The following is a 16512-nucleotide window of genomic DNA, read 5'->3' on the forward strand; positions in this document are numbered from 1 at the left end:
TTCAGGCGGCGGTGCCGATGCGCTGCAGGCGATAGCTGCCATCCAGCACGCCGTCGACCCATTCCTGGTTGTCCAGGTACCAGTCCACGGTGAAGGCGATGCCCTGTTCGAAGGTATGGGCCGGCTCCCAGCCCAGTTCGTCCTTCAGCTTGGAGGCGTCGATCGCATAGCGGCGGTCATGGCCGGGGCGATCGGTCACATGGGTGATCTGGCTGCTGCGCGGCTGGCCGTCCTCGCGCGGACGACGCTGGTCCAACAGCGCGCAGATCGCCTGCACCACTTCGATGTTCTGCCTTTCCGAGTCGCCGCCGACGTTGTAGGTCTCGCCCACCCGGCCCTTGGCCAGCACGGTGCGGATCGCCTCGCAGTGATCGGCGACGAACAGCCAGTCGCGCACCTGTTTGCCATCGCCATAGACCGGCAGCGGCTCGCCGGCCAGCGCCTTGGCGATCACCAGCGGAATGAGCTTTTCCGGGAAGTGGTACGGGCCATAGTTGTTGGAGCAGTTGGTGGTCAGCACCGGCAGCCCATAGGTGTGGTGGAACGCGCGCACCAGGTGATCGGAGGCGGCCTTGGACGCCGAGTACGGCGAATTCGGCGCATAAGGCGTGGTTTCGGTGAACTTGCCGGTCTCGCCCAGCGTGCCGTAGACCTCGTCGGTGGAGACATGCAGGAAGCGGAAGGCCTCGCCCTTCGCCGCCGGCAACGCCTTCCAGTAGTCGCGCACCGCTTCGAGCAGGCCCAGCGTCCCGACCACGTTGGTCTGGATGAAGGCGCCGGGACCGTCGATCGAGCGGTCCACGTGGCTCTCGGCGGCGAAGTTCAGCACCGCGTCGGGCTGGTGTTCGGCCATCAGGCGCTCGACCAGGCCGCGGTCGCCGATATCGCCCTGCACGAAGACGTGCGCCGGATTGCCCTCCAGGCCCGCCAGCGTGCGCAGGTTGCCTGCATAGGTCAGGGCATCGAGGTTGACGACCTTGATGCCGCGGGCGACCGCCTCCAGCACGAAATTGCCGCCGATGAAGCCGGCACCGCCGGTCACTAGCCAGGTGGGCACTATTTGTTCTCCTGTTGGAATCACATCCAGGCAGGCCATTCCCGGCGCTGCCAATCCTCCGCCCAGCATACAACGACGGGAGTATTTCCTGCTTCTGCCCCCTCGCCGCTCCCTTCCCCTTCCCCTTCCCCTTCCCCGGGCAATGAGAAGCACGTCCCCGATAGACCTGCCCCTCCACCGCAACCAACCCTCCATTTACCTTGACGGCAATTTTAATGCCGACGACATCCTGTGCTGACTGGATGAGCTGACGCTTAAAAAGGGCCGCAACTACGTCACGCAGGTGCGCCATCCGGCTCTGGCGGGGGGCCAGCTCACAGCTGACGTCCAGGGACGCCAGCGCCGGCATTACACCGTATCGATCGACTTTGCCGCCAACACCCGCACATCACGCAGCAGACTGCGAAACCAGTGCAGCTGCCCGATGGGGGCAGACGGCAAACATGTCACGGCAACGCTGTTGGCCGTATTGGAACAAGCGCCGGCTGATCCCGTGCCCGGGCAGCCACGACCGGAACTGCGCGCATCCCTGTCCCGCTGACACGAGCATCAATCCGCCCCCCCGTGCCCGACAGGCACGGCGCCAGCAAAGTCCTGGCCTATGTCCTGTCAGCGCACCGGTATCGGTCCGATATCCATGTCTACCAGACTGCGCTGAAAGCCGACGACTCGATCGCCTTCGAAAAACTGCTGGCACCGGCCCCGACCTGATTTTCGACCCGCCCAATTACATCACCCCGCATGACATCGCCGTGCTGCTGCAACTGTGGATATTCCGGCAAGACAGGCAGGCCGCTGATCGCATCGAGCTGGCCTCCCTTCTGGAACTGATCATCGCCGCCGGCCGCGGCTGGGTACACACCCCCACGATGGCCAAAAGGCTTCCTGCTCGCGCCGGCCCATTGCGTACCTCCCTTCTGGCATGGGAGGAGCTGGCGGGCGAAGCCGGCGCCCTGATCGCCCCGGCACTCCACATCGAAGGGGGCGCCGAAGGCATGGTGATGGGCCACTCGGCCTGCTGCCTCGATCCGGACACCGGCAAAGTGGGGTCACTGGAACTGCCTGTTGCCGCGGAAGAAGTCCATACATTCCTGGGGCGCCGGCGTTGCAGGCCTGCGAACGCCAGCTGGTCACATATGCCCTGCGGCAGATCAACCCGGATCTGCCGACACCGACCACACCTACGCCCGAAGCGCCAGCGCAGGCCGTGCCGGTTCTGCTCCTTCACAGCAGCAGTGTTCTGTCCAGCCAAATGGGCGCACATGCCATCTCCCGCCCTGTGCGACTTGGCCACGCTGGCCTGGCGATATGGCGATCACCTGCTCGCCGATGGCGACCTGTCGCTGTTCACCACCGATACCGATGGTCAGTCCTGCTTGCTGCCTCGCAATATCCGCCATGAAGCAGACTATCGACAGCAACTGCAGAGCGCCGGCCTGCCAAGCCTACGTCTACCATCTGCTGATCCTGGACGAAACCCAGCAGGTCAAGAACCCCAAGAGCCGCGCCGCCATCGGCCTGCGCACGCTCCACAGCCACCACCGCCTATGCCTGAGCGGCACCCCGCTGGAGAACCATCTGGGTGAACTGTGGACCCATGTCGAGTTCCTGCTGCCGGGACTACTGGGCGATGAAAAAACCTTCAACCAGCATTGGCACCACCCCATTGAGCGCGGCGGCCACACCTTGCGCGCGCACCTGCTCGCCCGGCGCCTGCACCCATTCATCCCGCGCCGGCGCAAGCAGGACGTGGCCCGTGAACTGCCTGTTTTCCCAGTTCACGACCATGCTAACCCTGATCTCCGGAATGCTGGGCAAGCATGGAGGACATCGTTGCCCTGCAGGCGCGCAAGGCCGCCTTGGCCAACGCCATCCTCGACGATGGCGGCAATACCGCCCTCCGCTTCTCCGCCGAAGATCTGGATGCCCTGCTGGCCCCCTTGCCTCCGGCCTAAGGAGCATCCGACAAAGGTGCGCGTCGACGTCGGGGCGAATGAGCCGGCGCATCGCCATACGCATTCGCACGGAACTCTCCCTCCCGCTAGAATCGGGGCTTTCCTCCGTCCGGCATGGCGCCGGCCCCTGCAACCGAAGGATCCCGCAGCACATGAAAATCCTCGTCGCGTACAAGCGCGTGGTGGACTACAACGTCCGCATTCAGGTCAAGCCGGATGGTTCCGGCGTGGTCACCGATGGCGTCAAGCTCTCGCCGAACCCGTTCGATGAAATCGCCCTGGAAGAAGCCCTGCGCCTGCGCGACAAGGGCATCGCCAGCGAGGTCGTGGTCGCCACCATCGCCCCGGCCGACGCCCAGGCACACCTGCGCAACGGCCTGGCCATGGGCGCCAACCGCGCCATCCATGTGGTCACGGACCAGGCCATCCAGCCGCTGACCGCCGCGCGTGCGCTGCTCAAGCTGGTGGAGAAGGAGCAGCCGGACCTGGTCATCCTCGGCAAGCAGGCCATCGACGACGACGCCAACCAGACCGGCCAGATGCTGGCCACGTTGTGGGCGCGCCCGCAGGCCACCTTCGCCTCCAAGGTCGAGATCGAAGGCGGCAAGGCCACGGTCACCCGCGAAGTCGACGCCGGCCTGGAAACGCTGGAAGTGGACCTGCCGGCGGTGATCACCACCGACCTGCGCCTGAACGAGCCGCGCTTCATCAAGCTGCCGGACATCATGAAGGCCAAGGCCAAGCCGCTGGAGACCCTGCAGCTGGCCGACCTGGGCGTCGAAGCCGCCGATACGTTCAAGACCACCCACTACGCCGCCCCGGCCAAGCGCAGCAAGGGCGTGATGGTGAAGGACGCCGCCGAACTGGTGGCCGCACTCAAGCAGAAGGGGTTGTTGTAATGGCCAAGATTCTCGTCATCGCCGAACACCTGGACGGCAAGCTCAACAGCGCCGTCGCCAAGACCGTCTCGGCTGCCGCCGCTATCGGCGGCGACATCGACGTCCTCGTGCTGGCCGCCGACCCGGCCGCCGTCGCCGCGCAGGCCGCGCAGATCGCCGGCGTCGGCAAGGTGCTGACCGCCGCCAACCCGGCCAACGAACACGCCGTGGCGCAGGTGCAGGCCCCGCAGATCGCCAAGGCCGCCGCCGGCTACAGCCACGTGTTCGGCGCGTCGACCACCACCGGCAAGGACCTGATGCCGGCCGTGGCCGCGCTGCTGGGCGTCAACCAGGTCTCGGACCTGATGGCCGTCGAAGGTCCGCACACCTTCAAGCGCCCGATCTACGCCGGCAACGCCATCATCACCGTCGAGGTGCCCGCCGACCAGCTGGTCGTGGCTACCGTGCGCGCCGCCTCCTGGCCGGAAGCGGCCAAAGGCAACAACGCCGCGGTCGAAGCGATCAGCGTCGACGGCGCCCTGCCCTCGCACACCCGCTTCGTCGGCCTGGCCGCCGGCAAGAGCGACCGCCCGGACCTGCAGAGCGCCAAGCGCGTGGTCTCCGGCGGCCGCGGCGTGGGCTCGGAAGAGAACTTCAAGGTGATCTACCAGCTGGCCGACAAGCTCGGCGCCGCCGTGGGCGCCTCGCGCGCCGCGGTCGATGCCGGCTACGTGCCCAGCGACATGCAGGTCGGCCAGACCGGCAAGATCATCGCCCCGGAACTGTATGTCGCCGTCGGCATCTCCGGCGCCATCCAGCACCTGACCGGCATCAAGGACGCCGGCACCATCGTCGCCATCAACAAGGACGGCGATGCGCCGATCTTCGAGGTGGCCGACATCGGGCTGGTCGGCGATCTGTTCGCCATCCTGCCGGAACTGGAAGCGGCGCTTGGCTAAGCCCCTTCCGACAGCTTAGAGTGTCGCCCTGATAATCCAGTGGATATGGAATCCCAATGACCGCCATTGTTCCGGTGAATGCGCTTGCCCGCCACATCTCCCCCTTGGCAAGTGCATTGAGCAGTGCAGCCGTAGAAGTGATTGAGAGCGGCTACTACGTGCTCGGCCCCAATGTAAAAGCATTCGAATCGGAATTCGCCACATGGTGCGGCGCCTCCGAGTGCGTAAGTGTTGCCAATGGCACCGAGGCACTGGAACTGGGACTGCGCAGCCTGGGCGTAAAGCAGGGCTCGTCGGTGGCTGTGGTCGCCAATGCGGCGATGTACGGAACCACCGCCGTACTTGCCTGCGGCGCGGAACCTGTATTTGTCGATATCGATCCATCGACCTGCACCATTGACCCTGCCGCACTCGATGAAGCAGCAAGCCGGCAATCCATCGATGTGGTCATCGTGACGCATCTATATGGCAGGCTCGCTGACATGTCCGCGATCATGGCGCTTGCGGATAAGCATGGTTTCGCCGTGTTCGAAGACTGCGCGCAGGCGCATGGCGCAAAGGACCACTCAGGCCGCAAAGCCGGGACTTTCGGCAAGGCCGCAAGCTTCAGCTTCTATCCGACGAAGAATCTGGGAGCTCTGGGTGATGGCGGCGCGATCATCACCAACTGCGCCGAGACGGCCGAGACCCTGAGACAACTGCGGCAGTACGGCTGGACTTCCAAGTACCGCAATGAGTTGGCTGGCGGCCGGAACAGCCGGCTTGATGAATTGCAGGCGGCATTTCTGAGGATCATGCTGCCACTGTTGGAAGGATGGAATGACCGCCGCCGGGAAATCGCCAACCGCTACTCCGACGAGATCCATCATCCTGACATCAAGGTTCCAGCTCGCGGAGGCGACGACTTTGTTGCCCATCTGTATGTGGTGCACACCGATGACCGCGCAGGCCTGCAGAAGCATCTATCCGGGGCGCACGTCGCAAGCGAGGTGCATTATCCGATACCGGATTACAGGCAACCCATCTTCGGCAACGAGTTCCAGGGGGTCTCGCTTCCCTGGACCGAAGCTTCATGCAATGCCGTGGTGACGCTCCCCTGTTTTCCCGAACTGACCGACGACGAAGTATCGCGCGTGATCGAGGCTTGCAACGGGTGGTGAAGCCTCGTTACTCAATCGTCATTCCCGTCTACAAGAACGAAGATTCCATTCCTTCGTTGCTTGTGGCACTGGAACAGCTGTCGGAACAGCTCGACGACACGCTTGAAATCGTATTCGTTGTCGATGGCAGTCCAGACAGGAGCTTCGCGAAACTTGAGCACGGCCTGAGAGACAGCAGCTTCCAATCCCGCCTTGTATTGCTTTCCAGAAACTTCGGTGCGTTCGCGGCAATCCGCTGCGGGCTGGCCGAGGCTACCGGAGAATATATCGGCGTAATGGCCGCCGATCTGCAGGAACCACCATCACTGATGCTGGATTTTTTTGCGTCACTGACCAGCAAGCCTCTTGATGTCGTATTCGGCCAGCGTCTCGCACGCCAGGACCCAGGCCTCAGCAAGCTTGCCTCGCACCTCTTCTGGGCCACCTATCGCAGGCTGGTCCAGCCTGACGTACCGGAAGGCGGCGTTGATGTATTCGCCCTCACCGCAGCGTTCCGCGACAGGCTGATAGCACTCAATGAAGCGAACAGCAGCCTGCTGGGCCTGCTGTTCTGGCTCGGTGGCCGCAGAGAGTTCGTCGGCTACGGCCGGCTCGAGCGCGAACATGGCAAAAGCGCATGGACACTCAGGAAAAAAATCACTTATCTGCTGGACAGTGTTTTCGCTTTCTCCGACCTGCCGGTAAGGATCCTGATGGCTGCCGGCCTGCTTGGACTCGGCGTCGCCTCGGCCCTCGGTCTGATGGTATTGGCAGCACGTCTTCTTGGCGTATACGAAGTTCCAGGCTATGCCGGATCCATGCTGGCTATACTGTTCTTCGGTGCACTGAACACATTCGGCATCGGCATTGTCGGGAACTATGCGTGGCGCGCCTATGAGAACACAAAGCAGCGCCCACTGAACATCATCTCCCTGCGCCTCGAATTCCCCGGAGCAAGAACTTGAATTACTTCGTCCATGAAAGGGCACTCTGCGAATCCTCGAATATCGGCGAGAACACACGGATATGGGCATTCGCCCATGTTCTTCCCGGAGCGCAGATCGGCGCCGGCTGCAACATATGTGACGGCGTGTTCATAGAGGATGATGTGGTTGTCGGCGACAACGTCACCGTCAAATGTGGCGTTCAGCTCTGGAATGGCGTGACTCTGGAAAGCAACGTCTTCGTCGGTCCGAACGCCACATTCACGAACGACATCCGACCGCGCAGCAAGGTATATCCGGAAGCCTTTCTACGCACCGTGATAGAGCAGGGCGCGAGCATCGGCGCCAATGCAACCATTCTTCCCGGAGTGAGGATCGGCCGTAACGCGATGATCGGCGCCGGAGCCGTCGTTACCCGTTCGGTTCCGCCCAACGCCATCGTGGTCGGCAACCCCGCAAAAATCATCGGCTATGCGGATGCGGGCACGGGTGTTGGTTCCAGCGAGAAGGATGTGCCCGTTTCGGCGACGCCGGGGATTCGCACATGCTCTGTACGGGGTGTGCAGCTGCATACCTTCAATGCGATTCCGGACATGCGCGGGAGCCTGTCCGTTGGCGAGTTCGAGCGTGAAATCCCGTTCTCGCCCAAGCGCTATTTCCTCGTCTACGATGTACCTACTGCAGAAACCCGTGGCGAGCACGCGCACTTCAACTGCCACCAGTTCCTGATCGCCGTGAAGGGTTCGGTCCATGTCGTTGCCGACGACGGCAGCAGGCGCGAGGAGTTCGTACTGGATCGACCCAACCTCGGCCTGTATCTGCCGCCCATGACCTGGGGTATTCAATACAAGTACTCCGAAGATGCCGTACTACTGGTCTTCGCCTCCGATTTCTATGACGCCGATGACTACATCCGCCGTTATGATGCCTTCCTTGACGAGATCAGAAAGGTCGGCGGGTGATCGCCCAAGTGTTTCAGCGCGTGCGCTCCGCCATTGCCGCCTCGAGCTTCCTGCGATTCCTCGTTTCCGGCGGACTGAATACCGCCATTACCTACCTCATCTATCTTCTTCTACTGCAGAGCTTTGGCTACCGCATAGCCTATTCGGCAGCGTACGCATTCGGAATCGTATTCGCATATCTGATAAACCGGATATTCGTTTTCCGGACCCATGCCGGGCTGCGCTCAATGCTTCTTTTCCCACTGGTTTATGTTGCCCAGTATCTGTCCAGCATGGCTGTTTTGTGGACATGGATCGAGCGGCTGCACCTCCCTGCGCGCCTGGGGCCCTTGGTCGTAGTCGCGATCACCGTTCCGCTTACCTATTTGCTCTCACGCTTCGTATTCACCCGGAAGAAGGCTTTACTCCCCTGATCCACCGCGGGTGAGGCAGGCAAGCATATGACGGACCAGATGATGGATGCCGTCATTCAGGCAATCTCCAGAAACTCGCCGGCAGGTTGCCTGCGGCAGACGTCACTGGCACCGCCTTGGCCAAGGCGCGCGGAGAAAGTATCCAGAGAGCCCTCGCTCCGCGTACGGGCAGCCGCCGCAATGACACCTGCCCCACTGCTCGGCCCGTACCCGACCGTCGACCGGCACTGACGCTTCAGTGCCCCCCCTGCTCCGCGTCGATGATGGGAACTGGTCAAACCAGCTCCCCGCTCCAACTACACCCCATCGCTCGCGGCGCATGCACGCACACTACGCACCATCCGCTGCTTTCTTCCGTCGGAATGCCAGCCATCCTCCCAGCAAGGCAATCAGCACCCCCAGGACATAACACAGATAACCCGGGACATTGGATGGCCCGACGAATTCAAGATTTACCGTCCATTTTCCAGGGGGAATCGACCAGGTCCGCAACGATTGTGAGGTGGCCTCGACTTCCACGGGAGTACCGCAGCGACCGGTAGTGTCACACAGTCGCAGACGCCAGCCCGGCCACGCGATTTCATTCTCGATCACGCGTACTCCGCGCACGGTCTCGACGAGGTAAACAACCGACTCCGCCGAATATTTCCGGAAAGACACCTTCACGCCCGTCGAATCGCCGATCGCCGGCGCCGTCGCCAGCGCTTCGTCAAGCAGGGGAACGGTATCACCCCCCACTGCCGGAATAACCAGCAACTGCTGCGGGTGACTGACAAACGCCAACAGCGCCCCTCCTCCTTCGCCGTACAGAGAACTCAACAGCAACTGATGCGGCTTCGACAGCCGGAGATTGTCGTAGCCGAATACACAATAGCGGTGCGAATAATAGCAATGATTATAGTGGGAGCTATCACGCAGGGTAATCGCATCCTGAAGGTTGCCACCGACCACCGCGCGCGCCGGACGCCGCTCTATCACCAGCGGCTGTCTGCCACTCGTGAAATCGCTGAAATGCCCCCCGAAAGACTGCATCTCTACATCGCTGTTCCACGCGGGTCGCCATGTCAGCGGCTGGGAGCGGTGGTACATATAACCGTTGGTTGCAGTCACCACGATTAGAGCTATCGCCCAGATACCACTCACCATCCTGCCTCGCGGCCGTGCCGACGACAGCGCGATTACGACCAGCGCCAGTGCCAGTACCACCGCCCCTGTGGCCAGGGCGAGAACCAACGACTCCCCATCAAAGCCATGGAAAACCCCCGCCAGTACAGCTGCCGTAAAAACCAGCAGCATCACGGCGGAACGCACAAGGGCGCTCTGCATCGGGACACTTCCCGACAACAGGCGCTGCCATCCACTGGCCGAAGCAAGTATCAATCCAAGATGGATGACAGGCCTCCAGTCGGCCAACGGGAATCGACTGACCGCTCCGCCGGGCAACAGGTGCAGAAATTCGGGAACATGCGGAACAAGCATGCAGAACACCAACCCGAATACCGTCATTGCCAGCCCGAACCGCGCTAAGGGCTCACGCGGCGTCAGCCAGCAGATTCCCCAGAAGACCGTCAGCGGCAACCAGAGGCTGCGCATGGTTGGATCGCCAGGCACCGCATCCGACAGATAGGGCAGAAGAAATGTAAACAGCGCCATGTTGCCCACCGGCGGCGGGTCGAACGACTCGCGCTGCAAGCCGACAGCGCCGTTGAGCAGAAATGGCATCCATTTTGGCATCGCCATCAGCAGGCCGCACAGGACGGCACAGCTCAGCAGGACGAGGTAGCGCCGTCGTCCCACTGGATCCTTGCATTGCCATGTCTGCAGCAATACCCACACGGCAGATGCATAGGCAAAGGATACGATTGCCCCGGGATAGGCACACACCAGAAGCTGGGAAAGAATCAATGCTGCGGCGGGTATGCCCCACCATTTCCGGGTCAGAAATTCCGGATGCAATGCAAGAATCAACCACGGAAACCAGGCCGCAGCACGCACGATATCCACATGCTGCTGATTAGAGAAGAACGTAGCGCCGTAGTGGTATGCAATCCCGGCAAACAGCGCAACGGCCAGCGGGCTCCCCAGGCGCCGCAGCAGCAGGCAGCAACCAACCGCGCCGAAAAGCACATGCAGCGCCTGGAACACAGTCGCCACATGGACTGAATACTCAACCCCCAGCGCATGGAGCAGCGTCAGCGGCAAATACCAACCGCCTGCCTGGATCGCAAGGAAAGCAGGAAAACCCAGATTGGTCCACGGCAGCCAGCTGGCCGGAGCCGTAACTCCTCCGATGTCGTACCAACCAAAGCTCTGCGCGTGGTATCCACCGAGAAAGTCCCATGGAAACGTCGCGCGGCCGGAATAATGCCGCTTGAACGTGACGTAATTGAACAGCGCCAACACCAGTACCGGCATCGCGCCCAGCCACAGCAGGCGCAGCCAGCGCGGGTACACCCTGCTTCCAGTCTTCGTAGAATTCATAAAAATTCACCGGCACCGATCATCTGGGGCGGACAACTCCGACATAGGGCACAGAAAACGGGCCTGAACTGCCGTCATGCGCCGTTACATAGATTTCGGCCGATGCCGAGCCTGCCGGTGGGTCCAGAAGCATGGTGAACAATCGTGGAGCCTGTTCCGGTGCGACGACCTTGATCTGCGCTGCGACCAGGTCAGATTTTTCGTCCAGCCAATTGACCTGCAAACGCATACCTGCGGGACCTGCCTCTCCTGTCGAATAGGCCTCATACGCGATCACGGCACCTTCGATATCGGCAACGGGCACACGCAAGGTCCCCACCCGACCACCTGATATCTCGACGTCGGTTTCCGCGGCAGGCGCGGCCCCCTGCCACGCCCAGCCATTCCAGCCATTGTCCGTCCCCCCCAGTGCACGCGAGCCGTCGATCATGTCCAGCGTTGGATGAACCAGCAGTGGCAACACAGATCCGGGAACGACATACAGCCGAGTCGGTGCTCGTACGCCATCGGCATATGCCAGCGCAAAGTCGTAGGCATCCAGGGATGCACGATTCAATGCACTCCGTGGATCGAGGCATGGCAACGTCTTCAAATTGATCCAGCAGAACACGTCGCCATTGGTCACATCATTTCCCTGCAGGGCATTGCCGCCAAGAACCCATTCCAGGTCGCCATCAGCGATGCCGAGAACCAGCCCCCGTTTCCCCAGTGGCGCGGCGCCATGCATCGCCGCCGCCAGCTTTCCGGCGGCATGCGATGCCTGCACATTGTAAATCCCATCGTAACTGCGCATCGAAAGATGGAAGGCACTGACCCCAAGCAGGGAAATTAGCAGCATGTTCCGCAACAAGGAGGCCGGAATGGACAACACGAAAAGTGCGGCAAAAGCACTGACCGGGAACATCCACCGACCATCGGCCTTCTCAGCCCCCGGCAGGCTGGAAATGGCGACCGTGGCCACGATCATCCCCAGCAGGACGATGCTGATGAACAGCGACCGTGGCCTCCACGCAGCCCTGGATCTGATCAGCGTCGATATCCAGAGGAAAGCAAGAACCACTGCGAAGCCATACCCGGCCAGCCTTCCTTCCCGGGTAGCTGCGTTGAAGTATCCCGTGAACCACTCCAGACCGTAATTCGTACCCAGCAATACATTGGACAGAAAATGGAGAAATGTCCTGATGTTGCCCATTCCCACGGAAACCGTCTGACCGGCCGTACCGGTCATCACCGAGAATGTCGAGAGCCACTTCGTGGCCAGCACGAACATGGAAAGCGGCACAGTCCAGACGAGCACTCCCGCCAGCGCAAGCAACCGCCGCTCCCGGGCAGGGCGCGAACGGTCAAACAGTGCCAGGAGCACTCCCGCGGAGCCCAGCACGAAGAGGCCAGCGACATACGTCTCGTACACGAAAATAGTGAGCACCCCCATGCCGACATATACGGCGCAGCCCGCGACTGAAATCCGCTGCGCGAATACAAGCCCGCACAGGCAGGAAACCGTCCCCAGAAACAGCGCCAGCCCCCAAGTCCCGATGATTCCCGAAAGATAATCATGGTAAAGAACCATGCCAAAGCGGGAAATCAGGACGCATGCGGCTGCCGCCATGGCCAGCGGTACACTGGCCGCAAGGTATCTGCGTCCGAGGATGAAGACCAGACTTGCGGCCGACCACATGCCAAGAAAATTCAGAATGGCGGCAACATATCGGGGAGCCTGCCACCAGGTCAGCAATGCCCAGATTCCATTGAAGATGAACCTGGGCTTGTATTCGTTTATCCGGAAAAAGGCTTCCGGAAGCGAGGAGCTGGTCTTTGCAACGAAGAACGGAAAGAGCTCGTCACCAAAATACGCGGATTGATAGCCGAACAACGTCAGCAACAGCGCAAAGCCGCCCATCAGCGCCAGTTGGAAGGCGAGACCTGATCGAACCAACATTGAATCATTCATGATTGATGCTTCCTACTCCTTGAACGGTCCGTCCCTGCATATACAGCGGCGTCATGGGCAATCGCTCCACGTCCCGGATGCGCGTGTCATCCACAGCGGACCGGCCGATCAAGCCCCCAGGAACGGAAGGCAGCGGAGCATCGACGGCGTTCGCAGCCACCATGGACTCAATTCGTCCGTCTCGTCGAAAACCACCCCGGATGGGCCTTCCGACCCACCCGGGATACCTCCATCAGCCCGATGGCCGCAACCTTACTGGCACGGAACCTCGTCGAGAACCACCTCGGCCAGCGCCGCGGAATCCGCACCATTGACCAGCTGGATTTTCGTGCCTTTCACCGCCCAAGGACCGCTCTTGTCCTGCCCCACCGCTCCGGCAGCCAGCCAGAGCTTGGGAGCTTCACCCGGCGACACCCAGAATATCTGGACGCCTTCGGTACGCCCAGTCGCATTCCAACTGACATCAAGCGCAACCCCACCATTCGCAACCGCACAGCCATCAACCGCACCCGGCGACACCTTCAGCATGCCGGCGGGGTCTTCAAGCGAAGCCGGCAGCTCGCGCTTCGGGGCTGCCGCAGCTGCAGGAGCCGCCTCCCCTGCAGGCACGGGCTCGCGGGAACAACCCGCCGCAAGACAGATGACAGAAACGACCCCGAGCGACCGCAGATATTCACGAACCATACAAGCACCTATCACATGACCTGGATTATTTGAAAAAGCATCATCATGAACACCGACGATGCCACCGTCCGCACATCACCATGAAACGAAAAACATCTGGAGAAAACCGACTCATCGCCACGACAGCCATCACCCACGCACATCGAACTCCAATGCCCTGGAAAGAATGTTCCAGACCGCCATCCGTGAATAATTCGCCGCAATGAAATCCCTGGAACGACCAGAAACATCGGCCCAGTGAGCGGAATCCCTGACAAGACGGACCACATGTTCCGCCAGCGACGGGGCATCGTCGCCAAAGCACATGAAATCCGACGCTCCCGCCAACCCCTGCATGCCGGTACTGGTGGTGACACATGGCACACCGAACCGCAGACTCTCGAGAACCTTGCCCTTCACCCCGCCACCAAAACGCAGCGGGGCGACTGAAACCAGCGAAGAGCAATAATATTCGGCCAATCGCTCATCACTGACGTAGCCGGTGACCTCGACATCATCCCCCGCCAGTTCCAACACACTAGGATGTGGATTCGAACCCACCAATGTCAGCTTGATTCCCGGCAGTTCACGGCGCACCAGCGGAAATATCTCCCGGACGAACCAGCATGCCGCATCGACATTGGGCGGATGGGCAAAACCGGCGACAAACAATATCCCCTGCCGATCCGCCGGCGGAGACAGCAGCTCGCCCGGAACCGGCTCATACGCATACAGAGGGATCGTCTCCGCCGTTGCCGGCGCCGGCCCGTTCACCGCCAGCCAGTCCCGGACATGAGCCGTTTCGCTGGCCGACGGATAGAGAATGACGTCCGACTTCCGCCACATTTCGTATTCGAAATCACGGATACGCTCCATCTCCGCTTCCAGCGCCGCATCAGGCAGAAGCTTCATCTGCTCCTGCATCCGCAGGTGATGCACATCGTGTCCGTAATAGACGACTCTCGCACGGCTATGCTGATGGACCGCGTCGATCAGATTCACCGACACATGCGGGCGATTGAGTATGACCGCATCGAGATACCGGCCGTTCTCGCGGATCCATGAATCAAAGCGGCCCACATGCTCTCCGCCGTGCATGACTTCGACACCGATCCGCTGCAACTGCGGCGCATAATCCGGGTCGTAATAGAGGTTTTCCGGCCAGAACGATACCTGGACGCCTTCACTGACCAGCAACTGGATCACCTGCCAGGTCGCACGCGAGCCGGCATCACGATCCGGCTGCGGCACGTAATGATCAACGACCAGAACATGCCTGCGCCCCCGCGAACGATCCCGCGCCAGAAACACACTGTCCGCATTGGGGAAATGCTGGCTACGCAGGACATCCATCCAGCGCTCCAGGAATTTCTCGCGATTGACCGCCTGGTAGGCCTTGATCCCGCTGCCTTCGTCGGTGCCGTTGGAGACGCCCTCGTAATGCACCACCACCGATGCCGGCTGCATGTAGACCTGATAGCCCGCGGCACGCACCCGGAAGGCGATGTCGGTATCTTCGTAATAAGCCGGGATGTAATGCTCGTCAAAGCCCCCCAGCTCATCCCAGAGCGTACGCGGTAACATGATCGAAGCGCCGGAGACATAGTCCACCGTCTTCAGATAGCCGTAGATCGCGCGCGACGGGTCATCCAGCCGGCCGAAATTCCAGGCACTCCCATCGTTCCAGACGATACCGCCGGCCTCCTGCAGGCGCCCGTCCGGGTAGACCAGTTTCGATCCCACCAGGCCCGCATCCGGCTTCTGCTCGAACACCTCCAGCAATGCCTCCAGCCAGCCCGGCATGACCTGCGTATCGTTGTTCAACAGGCAGATGTACTGCCCGCGCGCCAGCTTCACCGCGGCATTGCAGGACAGCAGGAAACCCAGATTCCGTGGATGTTCGTGGTAACGCAGGCCGGGCACCCCGGCCAGACAGGCGATATCCGGGTCGCCGGACGCGTCTTCGGCAACAATGATTTCGTAGGCAACGCCAGGCCCCACGCTTTCCACGATCGAACGCACCGCGGCGGCGGTGTACCCCAGATTGCCGTATGCCGGGATGACGATCGAGGCCACGGGATGCTCGAACACCGGCACCACCAGCCCGGCCACCGCCGCATGCGGCTCCTGCGCTTCCGGATGTTCCACGGCCAGATGAAGCGGCTGCGCCGCTTCCACCGCATGGGCGCGACGCATCAGCCAACCCTTGACCGGTGCGCGCAACGGGCTCAGCAACCGGCTGCGTGCGACCGCCGAGCCCTGCAGAGACTCCAGGACGTTGCCCCATTCGCCGCGGAGTACCCGACCCGCAAACCGCAGCGGCCGGGTCCAGGCCCACGAACGCGATGCAAGCACCTGCGACAATTGTCCGCTGAGCTCGCGGCTGACTTGCCGCGCATCCTCCAGCTCCCGGAGCAGGTACTCCCTCTGGTCCAACTGCTCCGCGCGCTGGCTGCTGACTTCCACCGTGATCGCATCCAGCGAACCACGCGCGGAATTCAGCTGTTCCTGCAACTCGCGCCGCATTCGCACCAGCTCCTCCTGGATATCCCGCCCCCACTGCTCCATTTCCAGCTCCTGGATCTGCTTCTCCCGTGCCAATGCCTGGAGCGCGCGCTCGGCGCCCTCCACCTTGGCTTCCAGGTCAGTCCTGTTCCTTTCGGATTCGGTTTGCAATTGCTGGTACGAGGTGCCCGATTCCATCAGCGCCCGCTCCAGCTCCCGTATCCGTTCCCCTTGTACGTGATGACCTTGCTGTAGATCGGCATGAGCGGTGTGCAACGACACCAATTCAGCATCCAGCGATCGCGCCCAGTTTACCTGTTCTTCATGCTTATGCTGCAATCCCGCATGCATGCCCTGCAACGCGGACAACTCCTGGTCCAGGGACTGCGCCCAACCCACCCGCTCGTCGTATTCCGACTGCAGCCGGGCATGGGTGTCCCGCAGCACCGACAACTCCCGGTCCAGGGACTGCGCCCAGCCCACCCGCTCGTCGTATTCCGACTGCAGCCGGGCATGGGTGTCCCGCAGCACCGACAACTCCCGGTCCAGGGACTGCGCCCAGCCCACCCGCTCGTCGTATTCCGACTGCAGCCGGGCATGGGTGT

General features: G+C 61.7%; 13 protein-coding genes and 1 pseudogene. 9 read left to right on the plus strand and 5 right to left on the minus strand.

Features of this window, described 5'->3' with window-relative positions:
• Position 1 precedes the first annotated feature (1 nt).
• A complete protein-coding gene (gene rfbB / locus QMX80_RS08175; RefSeq protein WP_057505234.1) occupies positions 2 to 1057 on the minus strand; it encodes a dTDP-glucose 4,6-dehydratase in 1056 nt (351 codons plus the stop codon).
• A gap of 752 nt (positions 1058 to 1809) precedes the next feature.
• Between rfbB and QMX80_RS08180 the strand changes: the two genes are divergently transcribed.
• The 9 genes and pseudogenes from QMX80_RS08180 to QMX80_RS08220 all read left to right on the plus strand — a co-directional run bounded on the left by QMX80_RS08180 (position 1810) and on the right by QMX80_RS08220 (position 8307).
• A complete protein-coding gene (locus QMX80_RS08180) occupies positions 1810 to 2643 on the plus strand; it encodes a hypothetical protein (protein WP_244481343.1) in 834 nt (277 codons plus the stop codon).
• Positions 2570 to 2764, plus strand: a pseudogene (locus QMX80_RS08185) (SNF2-related protein); the annotation flags it as partial. The gene QMX80_RS08180 and the pseudogene QMX80_RS08185, both read left to right, overlap by 74 nt.
• A 113-nt stretch (positions 2765 to 2877) precedes the next feature.
• The gene (locus tag QMX80_RS08190) at positions 2878 to 3012 is read left to right on the plus strand and encodes a hypothetical protein (RefSeq protein ID WP_282276417.1); all 135 of its coding nucleotides are present in this window, start codon (positions 2878 to 2880) and stop codon (positions 3010 to 3012) included.
• Positions 3013 to 3164: 152 nt separating this feature from the next.
• Entirely contained in the window at positions 3165 to 3911 is a 747-nt protein-coding gene (locus tag QMX80_RS08195) for an electron transfer flavoprotein subunit beta/FixA family protein (protein ID WP_273084303.1), read from the plus strand.
• A complete protein-coding gene (locus QMX80_RS08200; RefSeq protein WP_282276405.1) occupies positions 3911 to 4849 on the plus strand; it encodes an FAD-binding protein in 939 nt (312 codons plus the stop codon). The genes QMX80_RS08195 and QMX80_RS08200 overlap by 1 nt, the downstream gene beginning before the upstream one ends.
• Before the next feature lie 56 nt (positions 4850 to 4905).
• Complete coding sequence (locus QMX80_RS08205; protein ID WP_282276407.1) at positions 4906 to 6009, plus strand: DegT/DnrJ/EryC1/StrS family aminotransferase; 1104 nt, start codon at positions 4906 to 4908, stop codon at positions 6007 to 6009.
• Positions 6006 to 6953, plus strand: a complete 948-nt coding sequence (locus QMX80_RS08210; protein WP_244481341.1) for a glycosyltransferase family 2 protein — start codon at positions 6006 to 6008, stop codon at positions 6951 to 6953. The genes QMX80_RS08205 and QMX80_RS08210 overlap by 4 nt, the downstream gene beginning before the upstream one ends.
• Positions 6950 to 7894, plus strand: coding sequence for a WxcM-like domain-containing protein (locus QMX80_RS08215; protein WP_282276410.1), 945 nt, complete (start codon positions 6950 to 6952; stop codon positions 7892 to 7894). The genes QMX80_RS08210 and QMX80_RS08215 overlap by 4 nt, the downstream gene beginning before the upstream one ends.
• Positions 7891 to 8307: a GtrA family protein gene (locus tag QMX80_RS08220; RefSeq protein ID WP_282276411.1), complete on the plus strand. Its 417-nt coding sequence runs from the start codon at positions 7891 to 7893 to the stop codon at positions 8305 to 8307. Before QMX80_RS08215 ends, QMX80_RS08220 begins: the two co-directional genes overlap by 4 nt.
• Positions 8308 to 8637: 330 nt before the next feature.
• Here QMX80_RS08220 and QMX80_RS08225 read toward each other — a convergent pair whose 3' ends face one another.
• The 4 genes from QMX80_RS08225 to QMX80_RS08240 all read right to left on the minus strand — a co-directional run.
• A complete protein-coding gene (locus tag QMX80_RS08225; RefSeq protein ID WP_282276412.1) occupies positions 8638 to 10722 on the minus strand; it encodes a hypothetical protein in 2085 nt (694 codons plus the stop codon).
• An 85-nt stretch (positions 10723 to 10807) separates the two neighbouring features.
• Positions 10808 to 12739, minus strand: a complete 1932-nt coding sequence (locus QMX80_RS08230) for a hypothetical protein (RefSeq protein WP_282276413.1) — start codon at positions 12737 to 12739, stop codon at positions 10808 to 10810.
• A 252-nt stretch (positions 12740 to 12991) separates the two neighbouring features.
• The gene (locus tag QMX80_RS08235) at positions 12992 to 13267 is read right to left on the minus strand and encodes a hypothetical protein (RefSeq protein ID WP_282276414.1); all 276 of its coding nucleotides are present in this window, start codon (positions 13265 to 13267) and stop codon (positions 12992 to 12994) included.
• Between the two features lie 285 nt (positions 13268 to 13552).
• The coding region (locus QMX80_RS08240) for a glycosyltransferase (protein WP_282276415.1) at positions 13553 to 16512 on the minus strand (2960 nt) is incomplete at its 5' end.

Source organism: Stenotrophomonas sp. PS02297 (genome assembly GCF_029959705.1).
GTDB lineage: Bacteria > Pseudomonadota > Gammaproteobacteria > Xanthomonadales > Xanthomonadaceae > Stenotrophomonas > Stenotrophomonas nitritireducens.